At 61.8% G+C, this 23,964-nt stretch carries 19 protein-coding genes; 11 read left to right on the top strand and 8 right to left on the bottom strand.

The annotated features are described in order from the left end of the window. Positions 1-7: 7 nt before the first annotated feature. The 3 genes from maiA to K2O51_RS04510 all read left to right on the top strand — a co-directional run bounded on the left by maiA (position 8) and on the right by K2O51_RS04510 (position 3,087). Positions 8-649 (top strand): maleylacetoacetate isomerase, encoded by a 642-nt coding sequence (gene maiA / locus K2O51_RS04520; protein ID WP_011301909.1) that lies wholly within the window; start codon positions 8-10, stop codon positions 647-649. 32 nt (positions 650-681) lie between these two features. After that, positions 682-1,893, top strand: a complete 1,212-nt coding sequence (locus K2O51_RS04515) for a 3-hydroxybenzoate 6-monooxygenase (RefSeq protein ID WP_140948835.1) — start codon at positions 682-684, stop codon at positions 1,891-1,893. A gap of 93 nt (positions 1,894-1,986) precedes the next feature. Continuing rightward, positions 1,987-3,087, top strand: coding sequence for a TRAP transporter substrate-binding protein (locus K2O51_RS04510; protein WP_220630548.1), 1,101 nt, complete (start codon positions 1,987-1,989; stop codon positions 3,085-3,087). A 55-nt stretch (positions 3,088-3,142) separates the two neighbouring features. Here K2O51_RS04510 and K2O51_RS04505 read toward each other — a convergent pair whose 3' ends face one another. The 5 genes from K2O51_RS04505 to K2O51_RS04485 all read right to left on the bottom strand — a co-directional run bounded on the left by K2O51_RS04505 (position 3,143) and on the right by K2O51_RS04485 (position 9,162). Continuing rightward, a complete protein-coding gene (locus tag K2O51_RS04505) occupies positions 3,143-3,982 on the bottom strand; it encodes a VOC family protein (RefSeq protein WP_220630547.1) in 840 nt (279 codons plus the stop codon). An 11-nt stretch (positions 3,983-3,993) separates the two neighbouring features. Beyond that, positions 3,994-5,652, bottom strand: a complete 1,659-nt coding sequence (locus K2O51_RS04500; protein WP_220630546.1) for a bifunctional 3-(3-hydroxy-phenyl)propionate/3-hydroxycinnamic acid hydroxylase — start codon at positions 5,650-5,652, stop codon at positions 3,994-3,996. A 55-nt stretch (positions 5,653-5,707) separates the two neighbouring features. Next, positions 5,708-6,556: a fumarylacetoacetate hydrolase family protein gene (locus K2O51_RS04495; protein WP_140948831.1), complete on the bottom strand. Its 849-nt coding sequence runs from the start codon at positions 6,554-6,556 to the stop codon at positions 5,708-5,710. A gap of 378 nt (positions 6,557-6,934) precedes the next feature. Then, positions 6,935-7,729: an IclR family transcriptional regulator gene (locus K2O51_RS04490; RefSeq protein ID WP_049796529.1), complete on the bottom strand. Its 795-nt coding sequence runs from the start codon at positions 7,727-7,729 to the stop codon at positions 6,935-6,937. A 521-nt stretch (positions 7,730-8,250) separates the two neighbouring features. Continuing rightward, positions 8,251-9,162 (bottom strand): LysR family transcriptional regulator, encoded by a 912-nt coding sequence (locus tag K2O51_RS04485; RefSeq protein ID WP_011301916.1) that lies wholly within the window; start codon positions 9,160-9,162, stop codon positions 8,251-8,253. A 129-nt stretch (positions 9,163-9,291) separates the two neighbouring features. Between K2O51_RS04485 and K2O51_RS04480 the strand changes: the two genes are divergently transcribed. From K2O51_RS04480 to K2O51_RS04455, 6 genes are all read left to right on the top strand, one after another. Further along, on the top strand, positions 9,292-10,476 hold the full coding sequence (locus K2O51_RS04480; protein WP_140948830.1) for a M20 aminoacylase family protein: 1,185 nt from the start codon (positions 9,292-9,294) through the stop codon (positions 10,474-10,476). A gap of 16 nt (positions 10,477-10,492) precedes the next feature. Next, positions 10,493-11,815, top strand: coding sequence for an MFS transporter (locus tag K2O51_RS04475; protein WP_011301918.1), 1,323 nt, complete (start codon positions 10,493-10,495; stop codon positions 11,813-11,815). 117 nt (positions 11,816-11,932) lie between these two features. Next, positions 11,933-12,970 (top strand): dienelactone hydrolase family protein, encoded by a 1,038-nt coding sequence (locus K2O51_RS04470; RefSeq protein ID WP_220630545.1) that lies wholly within the window; start codon positions 11,933-11,935, stop codon positions 12,968-12,970. A gap of 382 nt (positions 12,971-13,352) precedes the next feature. Continuing rightward, positions 13,353-13,556: a hypothetical protein gene (locus K2O51_RS04465; RefSeq protein WP_220630544.1), complete on the top strand. Its 204-nt coding sequence runs from the start codon at positions 13,353-13,355 to the stop codon at positions 13,554-13,556. A gap of 293 nt (positions 13,557-13,849) precedes the next feature. Next, entirely contained in the window at positions 13,850-15,247 is a 1,398-nt protein-coding gene (gene bcaP, locus K2O51_RS04460) for a branched-chain amino acid transporter BcaP (RefSeq protein WP_220630543.1), read from the top strand. A 208-nt stretch (positions 15,248-15,455) separates the two neighbouring features. Then, the gene (locus tag K2O51_RS04455; RefSeq protein WP_220630542.1) at positions 15,456-16,553 is read left to right on the top strand and encodes a Leu/Phe/Val dehydrogenase; all 1,098 of its coding nucleotides are present in this window, start codon (positions 15,456-15,458) and stop codon (positions 16,551-16,553) included. A 24-nt stretch (positions 16,554-16,577) separates the two neighbouring features. Here the strand turns inward: K2O51_RS04455 and K2O51_RS04450 are convergent, their stop codons facing one another. Continuing rightward, on the bottom strand, positions 16,578-20,579 hold the full coding sequence (locus K2O51_RS04450; protein WP_245001836.1) for an AfsR/SARP family transcriptional regulator: 4,002 nt from the start codon (positions 20,577-20,579) through the stop codon (positions 16,578-16,580). A 363-nt stretch (positions 20,580-20,942) separates the two neighbouring features. Between K2O51_RS04450 and K2O51_RS04445 the strand changes: the two genes are divergently transcribed. Continuing rightward, the gene (locus K2O51_RS04445) at positions 20,943-21,884 is read left to right on the top strand and encodes a hypothetical protein (protein WP_011301924.1); all 942 of its coding nucleotides are present in this window, start codon (positions 20,943-20,945) and stop codon (positions 21,882-21,884) included. 52 nt (positions 21,885-21,936) lie between these two features. Here K2O51_RS04445 and K2O51_RS04440 read toward each other — a convergent pair whose 3' ends face one another. Further along, positions 21,937-22,119 (bottom strand): hypothetical protein, encoded by a 183-nt coding sequence (locus tag K2O51_RS04440; RefSeq protein WP_140948829.1) that lies wholly within the window; start codon positions 22,117-22,119, stop codon positions 21,937-21,939. A 379-nt stretch (positions 22,120-22,498) separates the two neighbouring features. Further along, positions 22,499-22,750 carry a hypothetical protein gene (locus K2O51_RS04435; RefSeq protein ID WP_220630541.1) on the bottom strand — a complete coding sequence of 84 codons (252 nt, stop codon included), beginning with the start codon at positions 22,748-22,750 and terminating at the stop codon, positions 22,499-22,501. A 53-nt stretch (positions 22,751-22,803) separates the two neighbouring features. On the opposite strand from K2O51_RS04435, the gene K2O51_RS04430 reads away from it, so the two are divergent. Then, on the top strand, positions 22,804-23,697 hold the full coding sequence (locus K2O51_RS04430; protein ID WP_011301926.1) for an HpcH/HpaI aldolase/citrate lyase family protein: 894 nt from the start codon (positions 22,804-22,806) through the stop codon (positions 23,695-23,697). Positions 23,698-23,964: the final 267 nt, after the last annotated feature.

The following is a 23,964-nucleotide window of genomic DNA, read 5'->3' as shown; positions in this document are numbered from 1 at the left end:
AGTCGACATGCAGCTCTACAGTTTTTTCAATAGTTCCACGTCGTACCGCGTGCGCATCGCCCTCGCGCTCAAGGGCCTGTCGTACGAGTACCTGCCGGTGAACATCCGCGTCGGCGAACATCACGACGGGGATTACGTGAACGCAATCAACCCGTCGGCATCGGTACCGGCGCTGATCGATGGCGACTTCGCGCTCGGGCAGTCGCTGGCGATCGTGGATTATCTCGACGCGCGCCATCCGGAGCCGCGCCTGCTGCCGACGAGCGGCCATCTCCGCGCGCGGGTGCTCGAACTGGCATATCTGGTGAGCTGCGACATGCACCCGGTGAACAACCTGCGCATCCTCAAGTATCTGCAAAGCGAGCTGAAGGTGTCTCCCGAGCAGAAGGACGCGTGGTATCGCCACTGGATCGATGAAGGCATGGCCGGCGTCGAGCGCCTGCTTTCCCGGTATGGGGAAGGGCCGTGGTGCTTCGGCTCCCAGCCCACGCTGGCAGACGTTTGCCTCGTGCCGCAGATCGCCAATGCCTTACGCATGGGCTGCGATCTTTCCGGTTACCCGAAGGCGATGGCAGTGTATGCCCACGCCAGCGCGCACCCCGCTTTCGCCCTGGCCGCCCCGGCGCGGCAGCCCGACTACACCGCCTGAGCGCAAGAGCGCCCGGGCATAGGAGACGACACATGCAATCGAATCAATCCGACAGGAAAGTCTTGATCATCGGCGGCGGCATCGGCGGTCTTGCCGCGGCGCTGGCGCTCGCGAAGCAGGGCATCCGCATCGAGCTGCTGGAGCAGGCTGACCAGATCGGCGAGATTGGCGCCGGTATCCAACTGGCCGCCAATGCCTTTGCCGCGCTTGACGCGCTGGGCGTTGGCCAGGCTGCGCGCGATCGGGCAGTGTTCACTGAACAGATGATCCTGAAGGATGCGATCGACACTGGCGACGTGGCCGTCGTCAATGTGGGCGCACGGTACCGAGAGCGCTTCGGCAACCCGTATGCGGTCATTCATCGCGCCGACATCCACCTGTCAATCCTGGAAGCCGTGCAGGACCATCCGCTCATCACGTTTCGCACCAGCACCCGCGTGGAAAAGCTGGAGCAGGGCGAGCGCGGCGTGACGGTGATCGACCAGCGCGGCGAATGCCACGTGGCTGATGCCGTGGTGGGCTGCGATGGCGTGAAGTCCGCTATCCGCCAGACGCTGATCGGCGATGAGGCGCGCGTGACCGGCCACGTCGTGTACCGCGCCGTCGTCGATGTAGAAGACATGCCAAAGGACTTGCAAGTCAACGCGCCTGTGGTTTGGGCCGGCCCAAACTGCCATCTTGTGCACTACCCGCTGCGCGGCGGTCAGCAGTACAACCTCGTCGTCACGTTCCACAGCCGCGAGAAGGAAGAATGGGGGGTGAAAGACGGCAGCAAGGAAGAGGTGTTGTCATACTTCGAGGCTATCCATCCGCTCCCACACCAGATGCTCGACCGGCCATCGTCGTGGAAGCGCTGGGCTACGGCCGACCGCGAACCGGTCGAACGCTGGAGCTTCGGCCGCGCAACCATTCTCGGCGACGCTGCGCATCCGATGACCCAGTACGTCGCGCAGGGCGCCTGCCAGGCGCTCGAAGACGCCGTCACGCTCGGCGCAGCCGTGCAGGAAGCCAATGGCGACTTTGAGGCCGCGTTTACGTTGTACGAACAGGCCCGCATCCCGCGTACCGCGCGCGTGCTGTATGCCGCCCGCGACATGGGCCGCATCTATCACGCCAAGGGCGTTGACCGCCACGTGCGCAACTCGCTGTGGACGGGCCGCACGCAGTCGCAGTTCTACGACTCGCTGCAATGGCTGCATGGGTGGCGGGCTGAGAAATGCCTGAGCCAGACGCCCTGGCTGTGAGAAGCAAGGTGGGGAAAGAAGCGGATGTCACGCTTCTTACTGCTTTGCAAGAAATCAGGATGGCGCATCGTCGTGCATCACAAGGAGACAGGAATGCCCAAGCATTCATCCGTAGTGGGTCTGCTTACCTTATTGGTGTCATCAAGGTATAGGCGGAGTCTTGCCAGACTCGCTTGTTGCATCCCATTGTCCGTACTGGCAACCGCAGCGGTGGCGGACCCTCTCTCCGCCGCGATGCCGGGGGTGAGAATCATCCATATCGCCGATTACCGTGGATATCTCTCGGCGGATCACCCCGTGCGCCGTGGCATGAACAAGTTTTCAGAACTGGTGGCAGCCCGAAGTGGTGGCCGCATACTCGTGCAGGCCTCCGCAGATTCCATGCCGGAATCTCCATCAGTCCAGATCGCATCCTTGCAGGCAGGAGATGGCAGAACGCCAGAATTGATGCTTCAAGCTACGATCGGGCTGGCTGATGTCGAGAAGGGCTTTGGTCTGATTGATCTTCCGTTCACGATCAGCAATGAAAATCAGGCCAATGCATTGCTCGACGGACCTTTCGGCGCCACCCTGTTGGATCGTCTGGCAAGCCGTAATCTGATCGGACTCGCATGGTGGGAGAACGGCTTCCGGCATGTGACGACTTCTACTGGTCCCATCCTCCATGCGGACAACTTCATTGGCTTGAAGATTCGTGTCATCCCTTCGCCTTTGTTCATGGAAAGCTTCAAGGAAATTGGGGCGGATCCCGTCCCTTTGCCATTTTCTGAACTGCATGCCGCGTTGAAATCCAGGAGCGTCGCAGCGCAGGACAATTTCTATTCCCAGATAGTGACGGGCAAACTGTATGAGGTCCAGACCTACCTGAGTGTCACCCACCACTCGTACGGTGCCATGACATTGATCGCGAGCAAGCGCTTCTGGGACACGTTGGCGCCGGCTGACCAGGCACTGTTGCGCGACGCCGCGGCGGAGGCCGGCCAGTATCAGCGGCGCCTGATTCGCGCTGAGAATGCCAGGATGCGTGCGGAGCTTGAAGCCAAAGGCATGCGTATCAATGAGATGGAGCCCGCCGAACTCAGGAAGTTAGGCGAGCGAGCCCGACCGGTGCTTGCGCGCATTGCCCGCGACTATGACGCTTCCGTTATTGACTTGTATAAGGCCGAACTCGACAAGATTCGTATGCTTCATTGAGCGAGCCCGACTTGGGCGGCCGGTCATCCGGCGCATCATTGTCGCGCCGTCAGACTCAGGTGCGAATCCAGCCGCGGCCCCAGGAATTGAGCGTGTATTCCTCGTGCGGCCACAAGCCCGGTTGTTGGTCCGCCTTCACCTTCTGGAGTTCGGCGGACAGCTCGAGCCGGTTGCCGTCAGGATCCGTGACCATGAAGAACAGGTTGTTTCCGGGGCCATGTCGACCGGGGCCGAAGAAGATAGATCGGCGTACCCGGGCAAATCGGTCGCCCCAGTCCCGGATGTCATTCCAGGAACTCGTCTCATAGCAATGATGGTCCCACGCGTTCTGCGATCCGTGGAAGAATGCGAGCGAGTGATGCTCGTCGTCCGAGCGCAGGAAGCACGTTGTCAGGCGCCCTTCATCGTCGACGACTTCATCAGAGACGACAAAGCCAAGTCGATGCACGTAGAAATCAAGCACATTTTCGAGTTCGGTTGTCTGGAACACGGTATGTTGTAGCCGGGCGGGAAGGGGATCGTCACTGCGAGTCTCACGAGGAACACCTAGAATCAGGCGACGGCCCTGAGGATCCTCGACGGCGATGGCCCCTCGTTTGAAGAAGATCATCGCTTCCGGGCCAGCGGGAATCGCCGTGTCCCCGAGGCGTGCAGTCAGCCGTGCGAGGGCGCTTTCGTCGCCGGCTGCGTAGGCGGCGGCGGCAAGTTCACCGGAACGACCCTCGTGGATCACGATGGCTCGAGAGCCACCACCCAGTGCGATTGCATCTCCGGCATATGGCACAAGCCGGAGGTCGAAGAGATCGGCATAGAAGCTGGCCAAGGCTTGCGGCGCTTCACTGGTGACGTGCAGATGATGCAGGGAGAGCGGCGTGTCAGTCTGGAGTGTTGACATGATTGGCTCCGTCAGTCGGCCACAACCAATTGCGGTTGGCGAGCTGGTGGAAAAGTCGAAATGAGGTCTGGAGCTTGCTGTCTGGACTGAGCTCGTTGCTGGTAGCTTTTCGCAAACGGCTCGGCGCCGTCTGCATCGAAAACACCAGCGATATATCGGTCGGGACGCAGCAGGATGAAGCAACCCTTTGCAGTCGCCAGACTCGCTGGCAATTCGTCGACAGCCGCAGTTGAGAAACCACCCAAGGTTGCACCGGTACGAATCCCATTCGCGCAAAGCACAATCTTGCTTGCCTGCAGTTGCGTCCAGAGAGGGAGGTCGCAGACAGATCGCAGTGCCACGGTGGGGACATCGATGGCGAGTAGACCGAAGTGGTGCCCGATGAGATCGTCGAGGGGGACGGTTTCGCCGCCCTCTACCCGAACCAACGGCTGGGGCGCCATGGAGCCGACTAGTCGCGGATGTTTGCTATGTTCAATTTCAACGAGCCCTTCGCGGAAGCGCGGCTTCGGCTTGAACTTCATCTTGAGGAAAAAATCACGCACCGGCGGGACGATGGCCGTCGCTCGGAAGAATGCGGAGGTGCTCCATGCCTGAAAGCGGCTTGAGGGCGCCATGACGAAACCCAGTTGTAACGCAAGACGAATTAACGCCCAGGCGTGAATGCGACGCTCCTGCTGGTAGGTGTCCAGTGCATTTGGCCCAATCATGCCGTTGAGCACAGCAGCAAGCTTCCAGCCGAGATTGTGTGCGTCGCGAACCCCGCTATTCATGCCTTGACCCGCATACGGCGGGGTCAGATGTGCAGCGTCTCCGGCAAGGAACACCCGGCCGACGCGCCATTTGTCAGCCGCGCGCGCGTGAAACGTATAGACGGTCTTGCGGACGACGTCTACGGGCCTGTCATCTTTGAAAGGCCGAAGCAATTCGCGAATGCGCTCTGGTTTCAGCATGGCGTCGTCCGTCTCGTCGGGCTTGAGGAGGAACTCGTAGCGGCGCGTGCGGTTGGGGCCCGGGACGTCGACCACGGGACGGTCCGCGTCGCAGAACGCTCGTGTTTGCCAGAACGAGTCGTCGTCATTCTCGATATCGATCACCAGCCATCTTGCGTTGAACGATGAGCCGACGAGCGTCGAGCCGATCTGCTGACGAACTCCGCTGCGGCCTCCGTCGGTGCCTACGACATAGGCTGCCGCAATGGTTTTCGGGCCATCGCTGCACGCGACGTTTGCACGGACGCCGTTTGCATCCTGCGTAAAGTCAACTAGCGTGTGCTCGAACAGAACGCGAACACAGGCAAAGCGGTCAAGTCCCTTGCGGAGCGTGGCCTCCAGCAGCGGTTGGCGAAATGCGTTGCGGCGCGGGAAGCCGTACTCGCTTGCCGTGGGCTCCACTTTGCCGAAGCAGATGCCGCCAGGGCGGGTGTAGTAGTGCACGCCGTAGCCCTTGACCACGTCTTTCAATACGTCGTCAGCGAGGCCGATTGCCTGCATGGTTCGCAGAGATTCGTCGTCGATCGAAACCGCTCGCGGTTCCCCTACAGTGGATGGCTTGCGATCGATGATGATGGTGTCAATGCCCTGCTGGCCGAGGATATTGGCGAGGGTAAGCCCGGTTGGGCCGGCGCCGACAATCAACACGGATGTGTTGAGCGCGTTCGCGTCTTGCATGGTTGTCTCCTTCGTGGACGACCGCTGGATCGTGCGGCGTTCGCCCACGGCTGCGTCATTCGTCCTGGATTGTGTTGCGCAGCACGCCAATCTTGGAGATTTCCACTTCCACCACGTCGCCGGGCTTCATCCATAGCGGAGGCTCACGGAATGCGCCGACGCCGCCTGTCGTTCCGGTAATGATGACGTCGCCAGCGCGTAGCTCCGTGAAGGTTGAGCAATAGGCGATCACTTCGCTTACGCTGAAGATGAGGTCGTCCGTCGTGGCGGCCTGCACCACTTCGCCGTTGAGCCGCGTGGTCAGCGACAGCGCGGACGGATCGCGAATCTCATCGGTTGTTACGAGCCATGGGCCAAACGCGCCGGTCTGGGGAAAGTTCTTGCCCGGTGTGAACTGAATGGTGTGCTTTTGCCAGTCGCGAACGCTTCCGTCGTTGTAGCAGGAATAGCCGGCAACATAGTTCAATGCCTGCTCCGCAGGGACATGGCGGGCCGTGCGTCCGATCACCACGGCCAGCTCGCCTTCAAAGTCCAGCTTTTGCGAGGCACGGGGGCGAATAATGGGTTGGTCGTGCGCGACCTGCGAGTCGGCGAAGCGTGTGAAGAACATGGGGTACTTCGGCATCTCGCGACCTGTTTCCTTGACGTGAGACGCGTAGTTGATGCCGACACAGAGAATCTTCGCCGGGTCGGGAATTACGGGCATCAGGCGGACTTTGTCCAACGCAATCGTAGTCCCTCCATCCTTCGCGATTTCGGCAATCGAGCCCAATGCACCTTTGCTGAGGGCTTCGCGAAGGCTTTGACCGACGGCAGCAGCGTGGGGGGCCAGATCCAGCACTGCGTCTCCGAGGACGACTCCGAAAGAGGCCCTTCCGGCATGTTCGAAGCTTACGAGTTTCACTTTTCTCTCCTTTGCGAGGAGACGCTAGCAGAAGTGCAGCGTCTTTATGTGTTCTAGTTTCGCATATAGTGAGAAAAAAGATAAAGTACTATGTTAAGAGTTGCGGAATAAGAGATATGTGTGGTGAAAATGAATATTGCGCATGCGCCGCTTGAGCCGCGCGAGACCTGAGGATGGTTCGTCATGGAAGAGGCGCCGCGAAGGGCTTGGTCCGTAGCAGTTCGCTGCAGCGCTCCTCTCATCTACGAGGTGCGCGCGCGAGCATTGGCACAGCACGTCAGGCGCTCGGGCGCATTGGTTAAGACGGAGGGGATCTCCCCATGCGTCTTTGCCGGTGGCTCGAAGAAGAGGCGGGGCCCTGAATGGGAAGTAGGTGTGCTAGTGTCCGGCAGACTGTGCGTCGGCGGCGCTTGTACCGTCCTTGCCTTGGGCAAGCATCGAGATCGAGATTTCGTGCGCAGCTCCCATCAGAATGTGGGACAACCTTGCGATGGAGCCTTGATCCACGCTGGCTTCCGCCACCACATAGCTCAAGCTGCCAGCCGCGCGACCATCCTCGCCAAGAATAGGCGCCGCGATACCGACCCGGCCTGGATCGATTTCGCCGTGCGAGACGGCATAACCCATACGCCGGAGACGGCTCAGGCCAAGGCGGAAGGTGCTCCAATCATCTCCGAGCCCTGCAGCGGCAATCTCGACATGGTGTTTTTCGTAGATTGCTTGCAGCATTCGCGTCTGCTGGAAGGCAAGAATGATGCGAGACGTCGCGCCCCGGAACATGAGCATGGGACGCCCTCGTTCGTAGCTCACGATTGGCTGAGGTCCTTTACCGAGTACCTGATGGACGCACAGGACGGAATCACCAAAGGCCCGGCATAGCAACATCACGGATCCACTCGGCGCGAAATCAACAAGTTCGGCCATGACCGGGCGCGCAGCTTGCAACATCGGGTCGGTCAATTGGATCTGCCGATCCAGTTGAATGATCGCAGGGCCCAGCACATAGCGCTTCGCACCTGCACTTGCAACGAGCCCAAGTTCCAAGAGATTGGAGAGGTACCGATAGGCGCTGCTGGACGAAACCCCTAGCTGCTCGCCGATTTCGTCAACCGTCCACATTGGCTTGTCCAGGGAGAAGAGTGTCAGCACGCCGAGCGCGCGATCCGTTGCCATGTCAGCGGTCCTTTCCTGTCTTGCAAGAATGTTGGGTTTTGCGATTCGGTTATACCCGCACGGCAAGGATTATGCCAACAGGGTCGTTCATTTTTTGCGCAGAATGACAAAAGTTGCGGACAGCGAGGCCAACCTTGTTCTTCGTGACGCGCATTCAATGGCCTTCGATTGGGACAGAACTCATTCCGGCTTGCAGCGCGCCCTTATTTTTTGTCCGCGAGCGGTAACTCCAGGAACAATTTTGCAGCTTCGGTCATGGCGACTGAGGCACGGGACATCGGACGCCCGTGTCTTGTCTCGCGCTTGATCGCGGAGCTGGGCCCCATTGCCGTTCTCTTTGTCGAGAGCCTTGCGGCGTAAGAGCCTGCGGCTAGGATCCCATTGCAGTCTGTTCTCCCCCCCGGCGTTGGTCGCGAACGTCGGCGTGCCTAGTGTCGAGGTATGGACGGACCACCGTCAGGAGTCCTGGGTATTGCGGTCGTTCGGACTGCAAGTTTCGACGTCCACTGGACGGCAGGTGGTCATTTGGGCTCCGAGCCGTTCCCAAGACCGGTGGATTCGCGGATGCAGTGGATGAAGTAGTCCGCCGTGCGAGTGAGGATCGCACCTTCGCGAAGCACCAAGGCCACTTGGATATCCGGAGGATTCTCCGGCAGCGCGAGAGGCGTCAACAGGCTGGCGATATAGGGTGAGCGTACCGACGCCAGCGACAGTGGCACCACCGCGTCAGTCTCCAGCATGAGCGTGCTGAACAGGACGTTCGACGTGCTGCGTGTGACGCGTCGCGGCGGCGGCAGTCCGTGCCGGCCGAACAGGCCAGCGAGATATACGGGGTAGCTGTTGCTCGCATCCTGGTGCAGCCATTCCGCGTCCTGTAGGTCCGCCAGCGAGGTGGCGCCGGCCAGCGGACTGCCGGCGCGCACTACGAACGATGTCGGATAGACCGACAGTTCGGAGTACTCCAGGAACGGATCGGCGGCCAGAACCTGCGTGGCGGTGAGGCCGAAGTCGACCTGGCCGTTGCGCAAGTGTTCCTGCAGTCGCGGCGGGTCGAATTCAAGGAAGTCGACGCTCACGTCAGGCATGACACGTCGAAATCGCGAGAATGCCGGCGGCAGCAGCGAGATGCCGGGCAGCGGCGACACCCCGATCCGCAGTCGGCTCTCGTTGATGCCACGCCGCTGCGCCAGCTCGGCCTCGGCCCGTTCGATCTCGCAGACGATCAGCCGAGCTCGCGCTAGCAGCGCCTGGCCATCGTTCGTTAGCGTCACGCCCCAGGAGTTGCGCGCTAGCAGCGGCACGCCGGCCTCGGTCTCCAGCTCGCGCATGGCCTTGGTGATGGCCGGCTGGGTTAGACAAAGGGCGCGCGCGGCGGCGTTGATGCTGCCGTGATCGGCAATGGCGACGAGGGCGCGCAGGTGGTGGTGTTTCATGCGGGTCTACCCGGTCAGGGGTTTACCTGAATAACCCCCGGTTATGGTTATCAACTTTCGTGCTTTGCTGCTGTGGCGTGGGATTCCCTACCATGGGCCTTCTGCATCCATCTCCACAGGAACCCACAAATGTCGCAAGGCGCCGCCATTATTCCCGAAATTCACGCCCATCAGGCGGACTTCGTCGCGCTGCGCCGCGATATCCACGCACACCCGGAACTCGGCTTCGAGGAAGTCCGCACCAGCCGCTTGGTGGCCGACAAGCTGGCGGAGTGGGGCTACGACGTGACGACAGGCGTGGGCGGAACCGGCGTGGTCGGGCAACTGAAGCTCGGCAACGGTACGCGCCGCATCGGCATCCGCGCCGATATGGACGCGCTTCCCATCGTCGAGGCTACCGGCCTGCCGTACGCCAGTATCCACCACGGCAAAATGCACGCCTGCGGCCACGACGGCCACACCGCTATCCTGCTTGCCGCCGCGCACTACTTCGCCACCACGCGCCGGTTCGACGGCACACTCAACCTGATCTTTCAGCCGGCTGAGGAGGGGCAGGGCGGTGCGCAGCGCATGGTGGCGGATGGCCTGTTCAAGCGTTTCCCGTGCGACGCGGTTTACGCCCTGCACAATGCGCCCGGCGTGCCGCTCGGGCACTTCGTGGTGCATGAGGGGCCGACGCTGGCCTCGGCCGATACCGTCACCATCACGCTGACCGGCAAAGGCGCGCACGGCGCCATGCCGCAGTACGGACGCGATCCCGTGGTGGCGGCTGCCGCCATTGTCATGGCGCTGCAGACAATCGTCGCGCGCAACCTGTCGGCCACCGATGCCGGAGTGATTACTGTGGGTGCACTGCAGGCCGGCGCCGCGCACAACGTTATTCCCGAGACAGCGAAAATCCTCCTGACCGTGCGCGCACTCGACCGCACTGTGCGCGACACGCTCGAGGCCCGCCTGCGCGAAGTGGTCGACCTGCAGGCCCGCAGCCTCGGGACGAGTGCGGAAATTCACTATCACAAGGTCACCAGCGTGGTGGTCAATACGCCAGACGAAACGCGCTTCATCCGCGGTGTCATCCAGGACCTCGTCGGCCCGGATTGCGTGCAGGACATGGAAAAGGGAGCAATGGGCAGCGAGGATTTCTCGTGGATGCTCGACGAAGTGCCAGGCTGCTACGTTTTGCTCGGGAACGGTAGCGGCTCGCAGGGCGGCTGCATGGTCCACAACCCCGGCTACGATTTCAACGACGAGGCGCTGACGCTGGGCGCAAGCATGTGGGCGCGGCTGGTTGAGCGCTACCTCGTCGCCGCCTGAAAAGGGAGGATGCTGTATGGAGCAAAGACTCGATGCGGCCCTGACGGGCCCTGTCTTACCTGGCTCGCCGACCGCGCGGGCTGACGCCACAACGTTCGCCAGGCAGCGCCGCGCCATAGTGGCGGCCTCGCTCGGCAACGCGCTGGAGTTGTTCGACTTCACGGTGTTCAGCTTCTTCGCCGGGCTGATTGGCAAGTTGTTCTTTCCGGTAGAAGGCGAATATGGCCCGTTGCTGCTGGCGCTGGCGACGTTCGGCATCGGCTTTGTCATGCGGCCCGTGGGCAGCGTGGTGATCGGCAACTACGCCGACCGCGCCGGTCGCAAGCCGGCCTTGACGCTGACGATCGGCCTGATGGCGCTCGGCACGGCCATCATCGGTCTGGCGCCCACCTATGCACAGATCGGCATCGCCGCGCCGCTGCTGGTCGTCACGGGCCGGCTGCTACAGGGCTTCTCGGCCGGCGGCGAGATCGGCGCCGCTACCAGCTTCCTGATGGAGTCCGGCACGCGCAGCAACCGCGGCTTCATGGTGAGCTGGCAGATGGCCGGGCAGGGTGCGTCGGCGCTGGCCGGCGCCCTGTGCGGTGCCCTGCTGATCCACGGCCTGCCGCAGGCCGCGCTGGAAAGCTGGGGCTGGCGTGTGCCCTTTCTGCTCGGCCTGCTTATTGGCCCGGTCGGCTTCTATATCCGCCGCCACCTCGACGAGACTCACCAGGACGTAGCGCGCGAGCGCAGCGCGCTGTCTGAGGCGGTGCAACAGCACGGCCGCAAGCTGCTGCTCGGCACGCTGCTGATCCTCGGCGGCACTGCCGAAATGTACGTAGTCGTATTCTTCACGCCTGCCTGGCTGGTCAAGACCTTCCACATGCCGGCCGCCACGTCGCTGCTCACCGGTTGCGCGGCCGGGGCGATCATGCTCCTGGTATCGCCGCTGGCGGGCGTGCTCGCTGACCGCCTGGGCCGCCGCAAGCCGTTGCTGCTGACGCTGCGCATGGTGTCGCTGCTAGGGATACTGCCGGGATTCCTGCTGGTGCAGAATGCGCCGTCACTCGGGTCGGCACTGGTGCTGGTGTGCGGTGTCATGATGCTGGCTACGCTGGGGGCGCCGGCCGGCTTCCTATTCATCATGGAAAGCTTCCCGCGCCGCGTGCGTGCCACCGGGCTGGCGATCATCTATGCCTGCGGCGTGACGCTGTTCGGAGGCTTTGCTCAGTTTATCGTCACGTGGATGCTGAGCGTGACAGGGAACCCGCTTTCACCCGCGTGGTATGTGCTCGGCTGCGGCACGGCGAGCCTGCTGGCGCTGCTGGCGTTTGCTGAGCAGCGTGTCGCGGACTGATTAGGGCGATAACGCCATCCAGCGCTCAAGTTCATCCAACCGGCAGATGAATCCGCTTGGAGCATTCGGTCGCCCTCAATTGCGGTAGAGTGGGCGACCTTGCCACGCGGAAAACCCATGAGGCCCCTATTTAAAGCCAGCTTGCTGCGCCAGTTGCTCGCGATCAGCCTCGCCGCAGCAATTTCGTTGCCGGCACTGGCGCAGGAAATCTACAACGACCTCGCGTCCAGGCCGTCCGGGAGGATCTATTTCAACAGCGTCACCCCGAAGAGCAAATGGGAACTGGTCCATCGCAAGTACGACCCGAAGCCGACAACCATCTGGGGCATGCTGTACCTGCCCGAGAACGTCCAAGGCAGGGTTCCCGCCATGGTGATCTCCCATGGGTCGGCGGGCGTACAGGACAAGGACACCGACCGCTGGGTACGTGTGTTCAACCAGATGGGAGTGGCAGCGTTCGTGGTCGATTCGTTTGGCGGGCGCGGGATTGCCAACACCATGGATAACCAGTCGCAGCTGAGCCCTGCCGCCAACGACGCCGATGCACTATTTGCCCTGAAACTGCTGAGTACGGATCCGCGTATCGATCCGCAACGAATTGGACAGATCGGGTTTTCGCGGGGCGGGCACGTGGCGATGGATCTGGTGCTCGAATCGTTCCGTAAGGGTGTCATTGACGACGATGCACGGTTCGTCGCATTGATCGGTTTCTACCCCTCATGCACCCAACTCTGGTGGGAAGTTCCGCAACCCCCGCTGAGTGGCGCACCGTTGATGTTGGCTGTGGGCGAGAAGGATGACTACACGCCAGCGCAGCCGTGCTTCAGTGCCGCGGACACCATGAAACGAGATGGTCAGCCGGTAGTGGTGCACGTCTACCCCGGGGCTTATCACGATTTCGATAATACGCGCGCCTACTTCAAGTATTTTCCTGGTGCCACGACGCTCCGCGATTGCCCCCAGGTTCTCCTCGACGTTCGGCACGACAGGTATTACCGCCTGCCGGGCGGCGAGAAATACGCCAGCGTCCAAGCGATGGATGCCGAATACAAGCGCTGCATTAGCCGAGGCGTCTCAGCCGGTGCCAGTCCCGAGCAGGGGAAGAAGTCAGAGGCCGACGTGAAAGCGTTCCTGAGCCGGGCAATGGGGTTGTAGCGATGGTGCGCTGAGTCCGCGGCAGCGGCTGGTTCGCTGGCGGCTGACGGGGCCAGGAGAGAAGCCCGTTACACCATCATTTCGCCGACACTGCGGGGCTCGACCGTGCAGGGCAGCGATTCGGAGTCAAGAGTTTTGCAACGCAGGCGCAATTCCTTCGTGGTGGACCGCAGTGTTGTTGCGCTATGACACCCCCTTCGCGCAACGCGGACGTGCGAGTTTCGTTGCTAAATTGTCCTCTTCCAGCAAATCGGTTTAGCTTGTGGCGGCGATTATGGGCGGTTCGATAATCAATACGTTTGGTTCGATACGCGCGTCTTTCTCTTGGAGCTTCCTTTTGGCGTTGTTCATGCTTCCTATTTCTGGATGCGGCGATACCACCATGAAATGGAAGGAGCAGGTCGATCTCCCTAACAACGAGACCATCATCGTTGCGCGCACCGCCACCATGGCTGGCAACTGGATTGCGCGCGGTGGAGGCGGCTCCATCAACAAAAGAATGACGGTGAAAATGGGCGTCCAGAGACTCGGCCGTGACCACTTTTGCGCTATCTGTTTCCCGGATATCAGGTGTCGGAATTTTTGATTTTACGATGACGAGGGCGCTTCCTACACTCCTCCGAACAAAAGAAGGAACACCACCTGTTCGCAGCCATTGACCCAGCAATAGGTCTGACGCAATCAGGCTGGCCGCGGTTCTCAAATCGCGGTCTGGATAAATTCCAACAACTACCGGGACCGGTGCGCTACCCGCGTGCCGGCAAGCGTGCCGTCGACCCCGGCAGCACGCTGCCCGGATGCCGTCACACCCGCATGACCCGTGGCCATCTCCGGCGCGGGCAGTGCGATCGTGCGGCAGCACATGCAGGAGACACCTATATGAGCTTGTTTCGAACCAAAGACATTGACGCCATGCTGGTGAACAGCCACGTTGGCGGCCTGAAGAAGGTCCTGGGTCCGGTGGACCTTGTACTGATGGGCATCGGTGCCATCATCGGGACCGGCATTTTTGTGCTTACCGGAACGGGCGCCTTGACCGCCGGTCCCGCACTCACCATATCTTTCGTCATTGCCGCCATGGCCTGCGGCTTCGCCGCACTGTGCTATGCCGAGTTCGCCTCCGCCATCCCTGTGTCGGGATCGATCTACACCTATAGCTATGCGACGCTGGGCGAAATCATCGCGTGGATGATCGGCTGGGATCTTCTGCTCGAATACGGCCTCGCTACCTCGGCGGTGTCAGTGGGCTGGTCGGGATACTTCCAGTCGTTGGCCGCAGGTTTCGGCCTGCATTTGCCGGCGGCGCTGACAGCAGCTCCAGGCGCAGTGCCGGGCGTGCAGACCTTGTTCAACCTGCCGGCCTTCCTGATCATGCTGATTACCACGTGGGTGGTGTCCTGCGGCGTGCGTGAGTCGGCGCGCCTCAACAACGTGATGGTGGCGATCAAGGTTGCAGTGGTCGTGTTGTTCATCGCAGTCGGCGTCTGGCACGTCAAACCGGCCAACTGGCAGCCATTCGCGCCGTTCGGGGTATCCGGCATCTTCAATGCTGCAGCGCTGGTGTTCTTCGCCTTCATCGGCTTCGACGCGGTGACGTCGGCCGCCGAGGAAGTACGCAATCCGCACCGCGACCTGCCGGTCGGCATCATCGGCTCGCTGGCGGTCTGCACAGTGCTATACGTGATTGTCGCGGCCATCATGACCGGCGTCGTTCCCTTCGCCAAGTTCGCCGGCATCGACCATCCGGTGTCGCTGGTTCTGCAGTACGCGGGACAGAACTGGGTGGCCGGCTTTGTCGACCTGGGCGCGATTCTCGGCATGACCACTGTGATCCTGGTCATGACCTTTGGCCAGACTCGCGTCATCTTTGCCATGTCGCGCGACGGCCTGTTGCCCGCCAGGCTGTCGTCAGTACACCCGGTACACGCCACGCCATTCTTTGCCACCTGGACTGTCGGTATCGTATTCGCGATGATCGCCGCATTCGTGCCGCTCAATGTGCTGGCCGAGTTGATCAATATCGGCACGCTCTCCGCCTTCACGCTGATTTCGATCGCGGTGCTGGTGCTTCGCCGGATCCGTCCCGAACTGCATAGGGCCTTCCGATGCCCCGGCGTGCCGGTGGTTCCGCTGCTATCGGTGGGCTTCTGCCTGTTTCTGATGGCACACCTTCAAGCGCTGACCTGGATCGCATTTCTCACCTGGCTGGCGATCGGACTATCGGTCTACTTCCTGTACGCGCGCCGCAATGCGGTGCTACACGAAGGCAGCAGGTAGCGCGCGGGGCCACCTGTAAGCGCACACATGGACGCCACCGTTTGCCTGGCAACGATGGAATCCCGGTAGGACGCCAACCCGGCGCTGGCGCGACACGATCGCCCGCGCCGGACGCGATGGGGCTCCGCGCCCTGTCAAAGCCGCACCGCACTGCGACCCAGGCGGTGTGCCAAGGAAGGCAGAGCTACAGCTTTGCATTCCCCACGTCATGGAGAAGAAGTTGAACGACTGTACCCACGCAGCGGCCGCTGTCCGCCTGTTCGGCACCGGCGAAGGCCTGTCTCACGAGCGCGTGACGCTCGCCACCGATCCGGAATCCGGCCTGCAGGCCATCATCGCGATCTACAACACCAGACTCGGTCCTGCCTTCGGCGGCTGCCGGTACTGGACCTATGCAGCCGAGACCGAGGCGCTGTCCGACGCCCTGCGCCTGTCGCAGGGCATGGCCTACAAGAACGCCCTCGCCGGGCTCCCGTTCGGCGGCGGCAAGGCGGTGATCCTGCGCTCGCCTGCGCAGACAGACCGCGAACAACTCTTCCGCGCTTTCGGCCGCATGGTCGAGTCACTGCGCGGCAGCTATATCACGGCTGAAGATGTGGGTACGACGGTGGACGACATGCGCGCTGTCCAGGCCGAGACCCGCTATGTCAGCGGCATGCCGCGCGACGGCGGATTCGGTGGCAACCCTTCGCCGTGGACGGCTTACGGCGTGTTCGTCGGTATTCAAGCGGCGGCGCAGTACCGTCTGGACCGCAAGTCGCTCACCGGCCTGTCTGTGGCGGTTCAGGGTCTGGGGTCGGTAGGCTGGGAACTCTGCCGCCGCCTCCATGAAGCGGGCGCCATCCTGACCGTGGCCGATATCGACGCAGGGCGCACGACGCGGGCGCAACAGCAATTTGGCGCACGCGTCGTATCGCCGGAAGCCATTACGGCAGTGGATGCCGACATATTCGCGCCCTGCGCGCTGGGTGCCGTCATCACCGCGGCCGTGGCCGAAAACTGCCGCTTCCAGATCATCGCCGGCGGCGCAAACAACCAACTTGCCGCGCTGGCCGAGGGCGACACCCTGCATCAGCGCGGCGTCTTCTATGCGCCCGATTTCTTGATCAATGCCGGCGGCATCGTAAGTTGCGCGCGGGAATACCTCGGTGGCGTCGACGATTCCGCCCTGCGCGACGAAGTCGCTGGTATCCGCGATCGTGTACTCGGACTGGCGCAGCGCGTGGAGTCGACGCGCCAGGCGCCCGCACGCGCGGCAGTGACATGGGCGCACGAGGTGTTGTCGCGCGGCATCGCGCCGAACTGAGCGGTCACCCCCACACGGAGAAAGCTAGCGCTGTTTGATCTCAGCGAGGAGCCTTCGCGCCGTACCTATATCGGCGAGGTTGCCGCCCTCCATGATGCTGTCGCAGGCAGGCTGCAACACGGCGTATGCATTCCGCATGTCGCCGGTTGCTGCCAGCTGGCGGGCGAGGCTCAACGCCGCGCGAAGCGCGGGCAGACTTGCACCCTGTCTTTGTGCAATCGCGATCGCCTCAAGGAGGATCGCGAGTATTTCGTCTTGTTGTGCAAAGTCCCCGGTTGCGAGCAGTTCGGCTTTCAGACGCAAGATTTCCGATAGCTGGAAGCGTCCGCCGCGCTGGTTGACAATCGCAAGCGCACGTTCGATCTCTGCAAGCCCTGCCTCCGGCTTGCCTGCGCGGCCCAGCGCTTCGCCCAGCAGCGCATTGAAGAAGGGCAGCCCCATTTCTGCACCGGTCGCACTGATTGCCGAGATGCCCTCCCGCATCCGCTCGATCCCTTCGTCGAGGTCGCCGGTCTGTGCCACTGACCAGCCAAGCTGAAATTGGCCTTGCGACAGCAGCAGGGGCAACATGTACTCATCGCAGATTGAAATCTCCCGCTCAGCCCAGTGCTTCGCCTGCTCCGGCTCGCCGCGCAGGATATGCGCGAAGCTGCAGGCCCAGTACGCCAGTGCCGTAGTCAGCGGATGAGCGAGATCCTGCGCGAGTCCCAACGCCTCGTGGCAAACCGACAGTGCTTTGTCGGGGTATCCGCGCAAACACACAGCCAACGCGGTGAAGCATCGGCAGCACACGCCAGGATCATGTCCGGAGTACTTGAATGTCAGCGCATGGTCCCGCTCCCGCTCGTAAAGCGCTATTCCTTTGCTGCTGTGAAACTCCGACGTCGCATACTCGCCCATGAAAAAGCTGTTGGTCCAGAACAGGTGATGCGTCTCGATCTGCATCCCGTGGTCATGGGAATCCGCGGTCAGAGCGATGCATCGATTGCCAAGTTCACGGGCGATCTCCGATTCGCCACGGATCATTCGGTACTGCCCTTCGCCCCGCAGTGCGGTGAACAGCTCGCCCTTGTCGCCAAGCGCCTCGCAGAGCGTTCTGGCCTGCGTATAGGCGTCGAGGACTTCCTTTGCCGCCCACCCCTTCGCCGCCATCATGGTCACGCCGAGTACCTTTTGATATTCGAGCTCTTGCCTTAGCAGCGCAGGAGAAGGAGATAGCGTACCGATGATCCCGAGTCCCTGGATCAGGTGATCAAGCGCCTGCTGGTAGGAGAACCGCTGGAGCGCCTTGCCGGCAGACTGGTAGAGGTAATGGATGGCCTTGTCCCACAGCTCGCCGGCAATGGCGTGATGCGCGAGGCGTTCAACATGCTCGTCAAGACGTTGCGCGTAAAGTTGCTCGATGACATCCACGAGCCGTATATGCATGGAGCGCCTTCGCTCCTTGAGCACGCTTGCATAGGCGACGCGGTGCGTGAGCGCGTGCTTGAAGGTGTATTGCTGATGCGGCAAACGCTGGGTCTGATACAAAAACTCCGCTGCTTGCAGATTAGTGAGCAGATCGAGCAGCCGTTCGCGGTCCAGATCGGCGATCGGCTGCAGCACATCGACGGAGAACTCTTGACCAATCACGGCCGCCATTTGCATCAGCGACTTCTCCTCCGCCGGCAGGCGATCGATCCGCGAAGCGAGCACGGCATGCACCGTTGATGGAATGTCGGGCGTGTCGATCGTCCGCGCCATTTGATATGCGCCTTTCCGGCCAACCAGTGCGCCCGTGTCTGCAAGCGCGCGAACGGACTCCTCCAGGAAGAGCGGCGTGCACCCCGTACGCTCGATCAGGCGACGCCTCAGGGTGGAAAGCTCGCTGGCGTCGCCGAGGAGCATCTGCAGCAGCACCTTCGCGCTTTCGGCGTCGAGGTTATCAACGTGAAGCTGCGTAAAATAGCTCTTTCCGAACCATGTGTGCCGATACTCGGGGCGATGGGTCACGAGAAGCAGGATGCGTGATGCACCGATAAAGTCGACGAGATGATCGAGAACCGCCTGCGTGCCCTCATCGATCCAATGCAGGTCCTCGACAACGAGTATCAATGGATGGGTGTGACTCGCACAAATCACGAAAGCTGCAACCGCTTCGAGCGTCAGCTTGCGTTTTTGCGGTGGACTCGCCATGTCCCATTGCGGATCATCCGGAGGCAAGTCCAGCATGGCGGACAATGCGGGACAGGCCGACGCGAGCGCGGGGTCGACCGCCTCGACGCCGCGACGAAGCTTGCCGGCTGCCTCGTCCAGGGAGTCGCGGGCCGCGATCCGGAACCATGTCCGGAGCAAATTGGCTAGCGGAAGGTAGATCGCCCTCGTGTCGCGCGATGTCGCGCCTGTCTCGACTATGGTCCACCCGGCCGCCTGTTCCGAGTTGACGAACTCATGCACGAGGCGGGACTTTCCGACGCCGGGATCCCCGACGATTGCGCATACCTGGCCTGCGCCGCGTCCGGCGCGCCCCAGCATTCCCCGCAAAGCAGACATCTCCGCGTCACGACCGACCAATTGCGTGAGGCCGCGCACCGCGCGGGCATTCCAGCGCAGGCGCAAATCGGACTTTGTGCGCAACAGGAAGATATCGATGGGAGGCGCCGCACCGGGGAGCGGTCTCGCACGATCGTCCGATAGCTGGATGAAACCTTCGGCACACCGGACGGTGTCGGCGCTGACGCCGATTTCTCCGGCAGCGAGCGCGACATCGATCTGATTCGCGACCTGCGGAACGGCGCCGAGTGCGTCATAGTGCTGCGACCCGCCTTCCCCAATCGCGCGAACGACAGCTTCGCCGGAATGTACGCCAATGCGCACCTCCAGGGACCGGCCAATCAGCTCCGAGATGCGCTCGCGCATCGCCAGCGCGGCATAGCAGGCTTCTACCGCATGCTCTTCCTGCGCGACAGGGGCGCCAAACAGGGCAGTCACACCATCGCTCCTGACCTGGGTGACCAGGCCGCCGAATCGCTGAACGGCATCGGCCATCGCTTTCAGCACGGCGTCGACGCGCTCCAGTGCCGTTTCGTGATCCGTCACGCTGACTGGCTGGCGCACGCGGGCGCACAGCACACTCAGGTGCTTTCGCTCCGCTGGCAAGATCGTTGCGTTGCCTGCCTCGTAGCCAGTGCGCGACGCACTCGCTGTCTGCGTGTCCAGATTCTGGATCACCACGGCCGAACCTGCAGGCTCGCGATCCGCATCCCGCTGGATCTGAGCGGCCAGCCGCTGCGTGCTCTCCGCCGGGGCAATCCCGAGTTCAATATTGAGGGCGCGTACGCATTCCTGGTATTGGCGAACGGCAGCGTTGCGGTGTCCCGTCCTCGCATAGAGTTTCATGAGCACCGCATGAGCCCATTCGAGGGTCGGGTCAAGGGTCAATACTCTGCTTGCGGCAGCAATGGCGTGGTCCATCTCGCCAGATCGTTCATAGTGGCCGGCAAGCTCGGTCAACACGTCCACGGCACGTTCATGAAACCAGCGGCGCTCAAGGGTCATCCACTGCTCGAACGGTTCTTCACGAAGACCGAAGCCATCGAGCAGGACGCCCCGGTAGAGTGCCACCGCGTTTGCCAGGGAAGCCGCAGACCGGTCAGTTGCAAGGCGCCGGAATTGCAGCGCGTCGACTTCCACGGAGGGCTCGTCGAGCCAGACGGCATCAGACTCCGCGCGCAGGAGTGGCGGCGCGTTCGGCAGGATCCGGCGCAAGCTCGAGAGCGTCTGGCGCAGGCTCGCTCTTGCCTGCTCTTCCGCGCTGCGCTCCCAGAACACACTTGCCAGTTGCGCTCGCGACCGCAGCATGCCCGGCGACAAGGCGAGGTAGACCAGGATGGCCTTGCTTTTCCGGGTGGGAAAAGCCGGCGATCCCTGTTGCCCGGCCAGCCGGATCTGCAGGCCGCCGAGAACGTTGATCTTGAGCCGGGTCATGTCGTTCGTGAGGTGAAGCGTTGCTCTCAAAGAGTCTAGACCGCCCGGCGCAACTTTCATGCGCCCCTGCGGCAGCGCCGTATTTCATGGGTCACTTTCTACGGCGCCGATTGAAGCGTCCCGGTCAGGCCAGATGTCCGTGCCTCGTTGCGCTGAGGCACGAGCCCAACTGCATGAGCATTTTTTACGGCGTTTTTACGCGGACCCGACCCCTGATCACGGATTCATGACGTCAGGCGCCGATAGTCGGAAGCGTGATGGTGCTGCATTTCCAACGTGGACTTCCCCTTCGAAGCGCTGCGAAAGGCGAGTACTACCGTCGCAGGATGCCGGACAGCCCGGCGTTTGATCCGTGCGGGTGGGAAGACGGTTGACGCCCACGGCCGCCACGGGGTGTGTGAGATATGGAAGGAGATGTGCCAAATGGAAATCATGACCGAATTCGATGGTGCGACTATCAACCGCTACGCCAAGTGCATCGCTGCGTCCAAGCGCGTGCGCTGGGATATCGACCGCGATGTGATTCGCGGTCGAAGCTTCGATTATTCGAAGAAGTTCCTGCCCGATGCGCTCTCGAAGGTCGACGCGCTTTCCTTTCTTGGGCAGGACGAAAAACGTCTGCTCAGCCAGGTCCAGGGTCGCACCTATGCGAACATGTTCGGACTTGTCGAACGCTTCATCGCAGCAAAGGTGCTCGAGATGAGCGGACCACACCGACTCGGCAACCAGACGGCACTCGAAGCGCTCGTGCGGTTCAGCGATGAAGAGATCAAGCATCAGGAGCTGTTTCGCCGCATCGAACACATGTGCGCCGAAGGCATGCCGGACGGTTACACGTTCCTGCCGGAAGCAAACAGTGTGGCATCGTTTGTACTAGCGAAGTCCACGTGGGCGGTGCTCGCCCTGACCTGCCACATCGAACTCTTCGTGCTCGCGCACTATCGAGGCAGCATCGACGGGGACATGAATTCCTCCGATCTATGGAAGGATGTGTTCCTCTTTCACTGGCGCGAGGAGTCGCAGCACGCGATTCTGGACGAACTCGAATGGCAGCGCGAAGACGCGAAGCTTTCACCTGAAGAACGCGACACGGCCGTTAACGATCTGATCGAACTGGTCGCCGCCGTGGATGGCATCCTGCAGTCCCAGGCCAGTGCTGACGCGGACTACTTCGCGATGATCTGCGGCCGCTCGCTGTCGATGACCGAGAAGGATTCCGTGCGCAGCGGCCTGCTGGCGGCATACAGGTGGCAGTACATCATCTCCGGCGTTCAGGAGCCGCGCTTCAGTCAGGTTCTCAGCAACATGATCACTGGAAACCAACTGTCCAGAATCGAAGCCGCGATGGCGCCGATCATGAGTTAACGGTCACGTCAGTGGCGGCTATGATGTGCTGGCTGCAGGTGGAGACTTACGCTCACACGAGATCCGGCAGGAGGTGCTGTCGCGCGACCTGTTCGCACAGCATGGCAACCTCCTTGTCGACTGCATAGAGAAACAGCAGCTCCTTCTGGGAGCAATGACGCGTTCTGCGCCAGATTTTCGATTTCACGCCGTGGTGATCATTCACGTCGTTTGGGGTAGTGCCTGCTTCGTGCATCAGCGATCGAATATCCCGCGCCAGGGTTCTCGCTCTGGCAGCAGCGTGTTGGCCCCAAAGCATATAAGCGGCGGACGTTATTTCTCTCAGAAGACTCACTAATCACTTCCTCCTTTCATTGACCAAATCAAGCGGCGGCCGAGCGGTGATCGCCTCATGCCGGGTCGGATTCAACGGAAGCAATATAGGGAATTAACGGCCGGCTTGATTTGCATTGCACACAGTTGGCTTAGCATTTGCTGCCATGTGGGGAGCGCGACACGGAGAAGACTGCGTGTTTCACCAGACATATCGAACTCCAACACTGCCCCCACACCCATGCCACGGTCTGCTCTGCGAACTATTGACCGGGAACTGGTAGCCGAACTGCCGTACATGCTCATGCGGGTATCCGGCCGCTCGCGCCTCGTAGGCTGAGCGCATAGCAGATCACTTCGACGAAATGGTCGGAGATCAGGCGAAACGGACTTTCATTCGCCGCACCTTTGCCAGTCGTGGTGTAGATGTGCCGCGGTCCGGTGATGCCCCGATGCCAGCAAGCCGTTCGCGTTTCGCGAATGGCCCTTTCGGAAATGGCAATTTGTTGTTCGCGGAAATCACTGGCATCGTTAGGCATCAGCACGATGCCCATACCCGTGCCCAGTCTCAGCGATACCTGCCGCAATTTCCCAGGAGCAAGCGACCATGCACGCCAACATGTCACAACGTCTACGTTCCCTGCTATTCGTTCCCGCGGACAGCGACAGGAAACTCGCCGCAGCACTCAAGACGGGAGCCGATGGCCTGGTCTTTGACCTCGAAGATGCCGTTCCCGAGCATGGCAAGGAAGAGGCGCGGCGCAAGCTGGCGGCATTTCTTGGGGAGAACCGTCAAGGCATGGACGCTGCGGTGATGGTGCGGGTCAACGGCCTGGCGTCGGGACATATTCTTCAGGACCTGGCCGCTGTCGTGCCTCACCGTCCCGATGCGATCGTGCTTCCCAAGTGCAGGGGCGTGGCCGATGTTCATCGCCTGTGCGATTTCCTCGCGGCGCTCGAGTGCGTGTTGCTCGACAGCGCGTGGGAGACCGGCATCGTTGCCATGGCCACCGAGTCATCGGAAGGGGTGTTTGGCCTGTCTTCATACCGGAATGCCCCGATGCGCCTGCGCGCCTTGATGTGGGGCGTGGACGATCTCGCGGCCGACCTTGGGGCGCGCTCGTCGCACCAGGGCAGGGAACTCACCGCACCGTTTTCCGTGGCACGTACGATGTGCCTGATGGCAGCCGCACAGGCTGGGATCGACGCCATCGACGCGGTCAGCACCAATCTGTCCGACGACGCCGAGATCGGCCACGAGGCGGCGCAGGCAAAGCGCGACGGCTTTACTGCCAAGGCTGCCGCCCATCCCTCCCATATCGAAGCGATCAATCAAGCCTTCATGCCCCAGGTGGAAGAGATTCGCTGGGCACGAGAGGTGGTCGAGGCGTTTTCAAAGGTGGGCGCTTCGGGCGTGGTGAAGCTGGGCAAGACCATGATTGACCGTCCCCACTTGCGACTGGCGCATCGGATCCTTTGCCAGGTGGAAGGCGAGGACTGATCGCGCTATGCAGATATCGGTGCGGCGTCTTGCTGCCGCCCGACGGTCCCGAAGGTCGGCACTAAGCGCCGAGAGGCGCCGGAGCGCCTGTGGAAGAGAACTCGATGCCGCTCGCTGCGACGACCGTCTACGGCGTGGAGGGACAGCGTCGCACTGGCGCAGCGTCATGGCACCGACGACTTCGCCGGCGGACTCGCCTCGGAAATTGCGCGGCTGTCGTTGGTCGGGTGATGTCCGATTCGGGAGTACGACAAAAACTCGGGCAGG

The sequence above is a fragment of the Cupriavidus pinatubonensis genome, assembly GCF_019602855.1.
GTDB lineage: Bacteria > Pseudomonadota > Gammaproteobacteria > Burkholderiales > Burkholderiaceae > Cupriavidus > Cupriavidus pinatubonensis.
This window is presented reverse-complemented; position numbering and strand designations above follow the sequence as displayed.

What these genes read in the sequence shown, in the direction of transcription:
- bcaP (WP_220630543.1), top strand. Translation starts at nt 13,850, where the DNA reads ATGAGCTTGTTTCGAACCAAAGACATTGACGCCATGCTGGTGAACAGC.
- K2O51_RS04455 (WP_220630542.1), top strand. Translation starts at nt 15,456, where the DNA reads ATGGAGAAGAAGTTGAACGACTGTACCCACGCAGCGGCCGCTGTCCGC.
- K2O51_RS04440 (WP_140948829.1), bottom strand. Translation starts at nt 22,119, where the DNA reads ATGCACGAAGCAGGCACTACCCCAAACGACGTGAATGATCACCACGGC.
- K2O51_RS04510 (WP_220630548.1), top strand. Translation starts at nt 1,987, where the DNA reads ATGCCCAAGCATTCATCCGTAGTGGGTCTGCTTACCTTATTGGTGTCA.
- K2O51_RS04445 (WP_011301924.1), top strand. Translation starts at nt 20,943, where the DNA reads ATGGAAATCATGACCGAATTCGATGGTGCGACTATCAACCGCTACGCC.
- K2O51_RS04435 (WP_220630541.1), bottom strand. Translation starts at nt 22,750, where the DNA reads ATGGGCATCGTGCTGATGCCTAACGATGCCAGTGATTTCCGCGAACAA.
- K2O51_RS04475 (WP_011301918.1), top strand. Translation starts at nt 10,493, where the DNA reads ATGGAGCAAAGACTCGATGCGGCCCTGACGGGCCCTGTCTTACCTGGC.
- K2O51_RS04450 (WP_245001836.1), bottom strand. Translation starts at nt 20,579, where the DNA reads ATGAAAGTTGCGCCGGGCGGTCTAGACTCTTTGAGAGCAACGCTTCAC.
- K2O51_RS04485 (WP_011301916.1), bottom strand. Translation starts at nt 9,162, where the DNA reads ATGAAACACCACCACCTGCGCGCCCTCGTCGCCATTGCCGATCACGGC.
- K2O51_RS04500 (WP_220630546.1), bottom strand. Translation starts at nt 5,652, where the DNA reads ATGCAAGACGCGAACGCGCTCAACACATCCGTGTTGATTGTCGGCGCC.
- K2O51_RS04480 (WP_140948830.1), top strand. Translation starts at nt 9,292, where the DNA reads ATGTCGCAAGGCGCCGCCATTATTCCCGAAATTCACGCCCATCAGGCG.
- K2O51_RS04470 (WP_220630545.1), top strand. Translation starts at nt 11,933, where the DNA reads ATGAGGCCCCTATTTAAAGCCAGCTTGCTGCGCCAGTTGCTCGCGATC.
- K2O51_RS04515 (WP_140948835.1), top strand. Translation starts at nt 682, where the DNA reads ATGCAATCGAATCAATCCGACAGGAAAGTCTTGATCATCGGCGGCGGC.
- K2O51_RS04465 (WP_220630544.1), top strand. Translation starts at nt 13,353, where the DNA reads ATGAAATGGAAGGAGCAGGTCGATCTCCCTAACAACGAGACCATCATC.
- maiA (WP_011301909.1), top strand. Translation starts at nt 8, where the DNA reads ATGCAGCTCTACAGTTTTTTCAATAGTTCCACGTCGTACCGCGTGCGC.
- K2O51_RS04505 (WP_220630547.1), bottom strand. Translation starts at nt 3,982, where the DNA reads ATGTCAACACTCCAGACTGACACGCCGCTCTCCCTGCATCATCTGCAC.
- K2O51_RS04430 (WP_011301926.1), top strand. Translation starts at nt 22,804, where the DNA reads ATGCACGCCAACATGTCACAACGTCTACGTTCCCTGCTATTCGTTCCC.
- K2O51_RS04490 (WP_049796529.1), bottom strand. Translation starts at nt 7,729, where the DNA reads ATGGCAACGGATCGCGCGCTCGGCGTGCTGACACTCTTCTCCCTGGAC.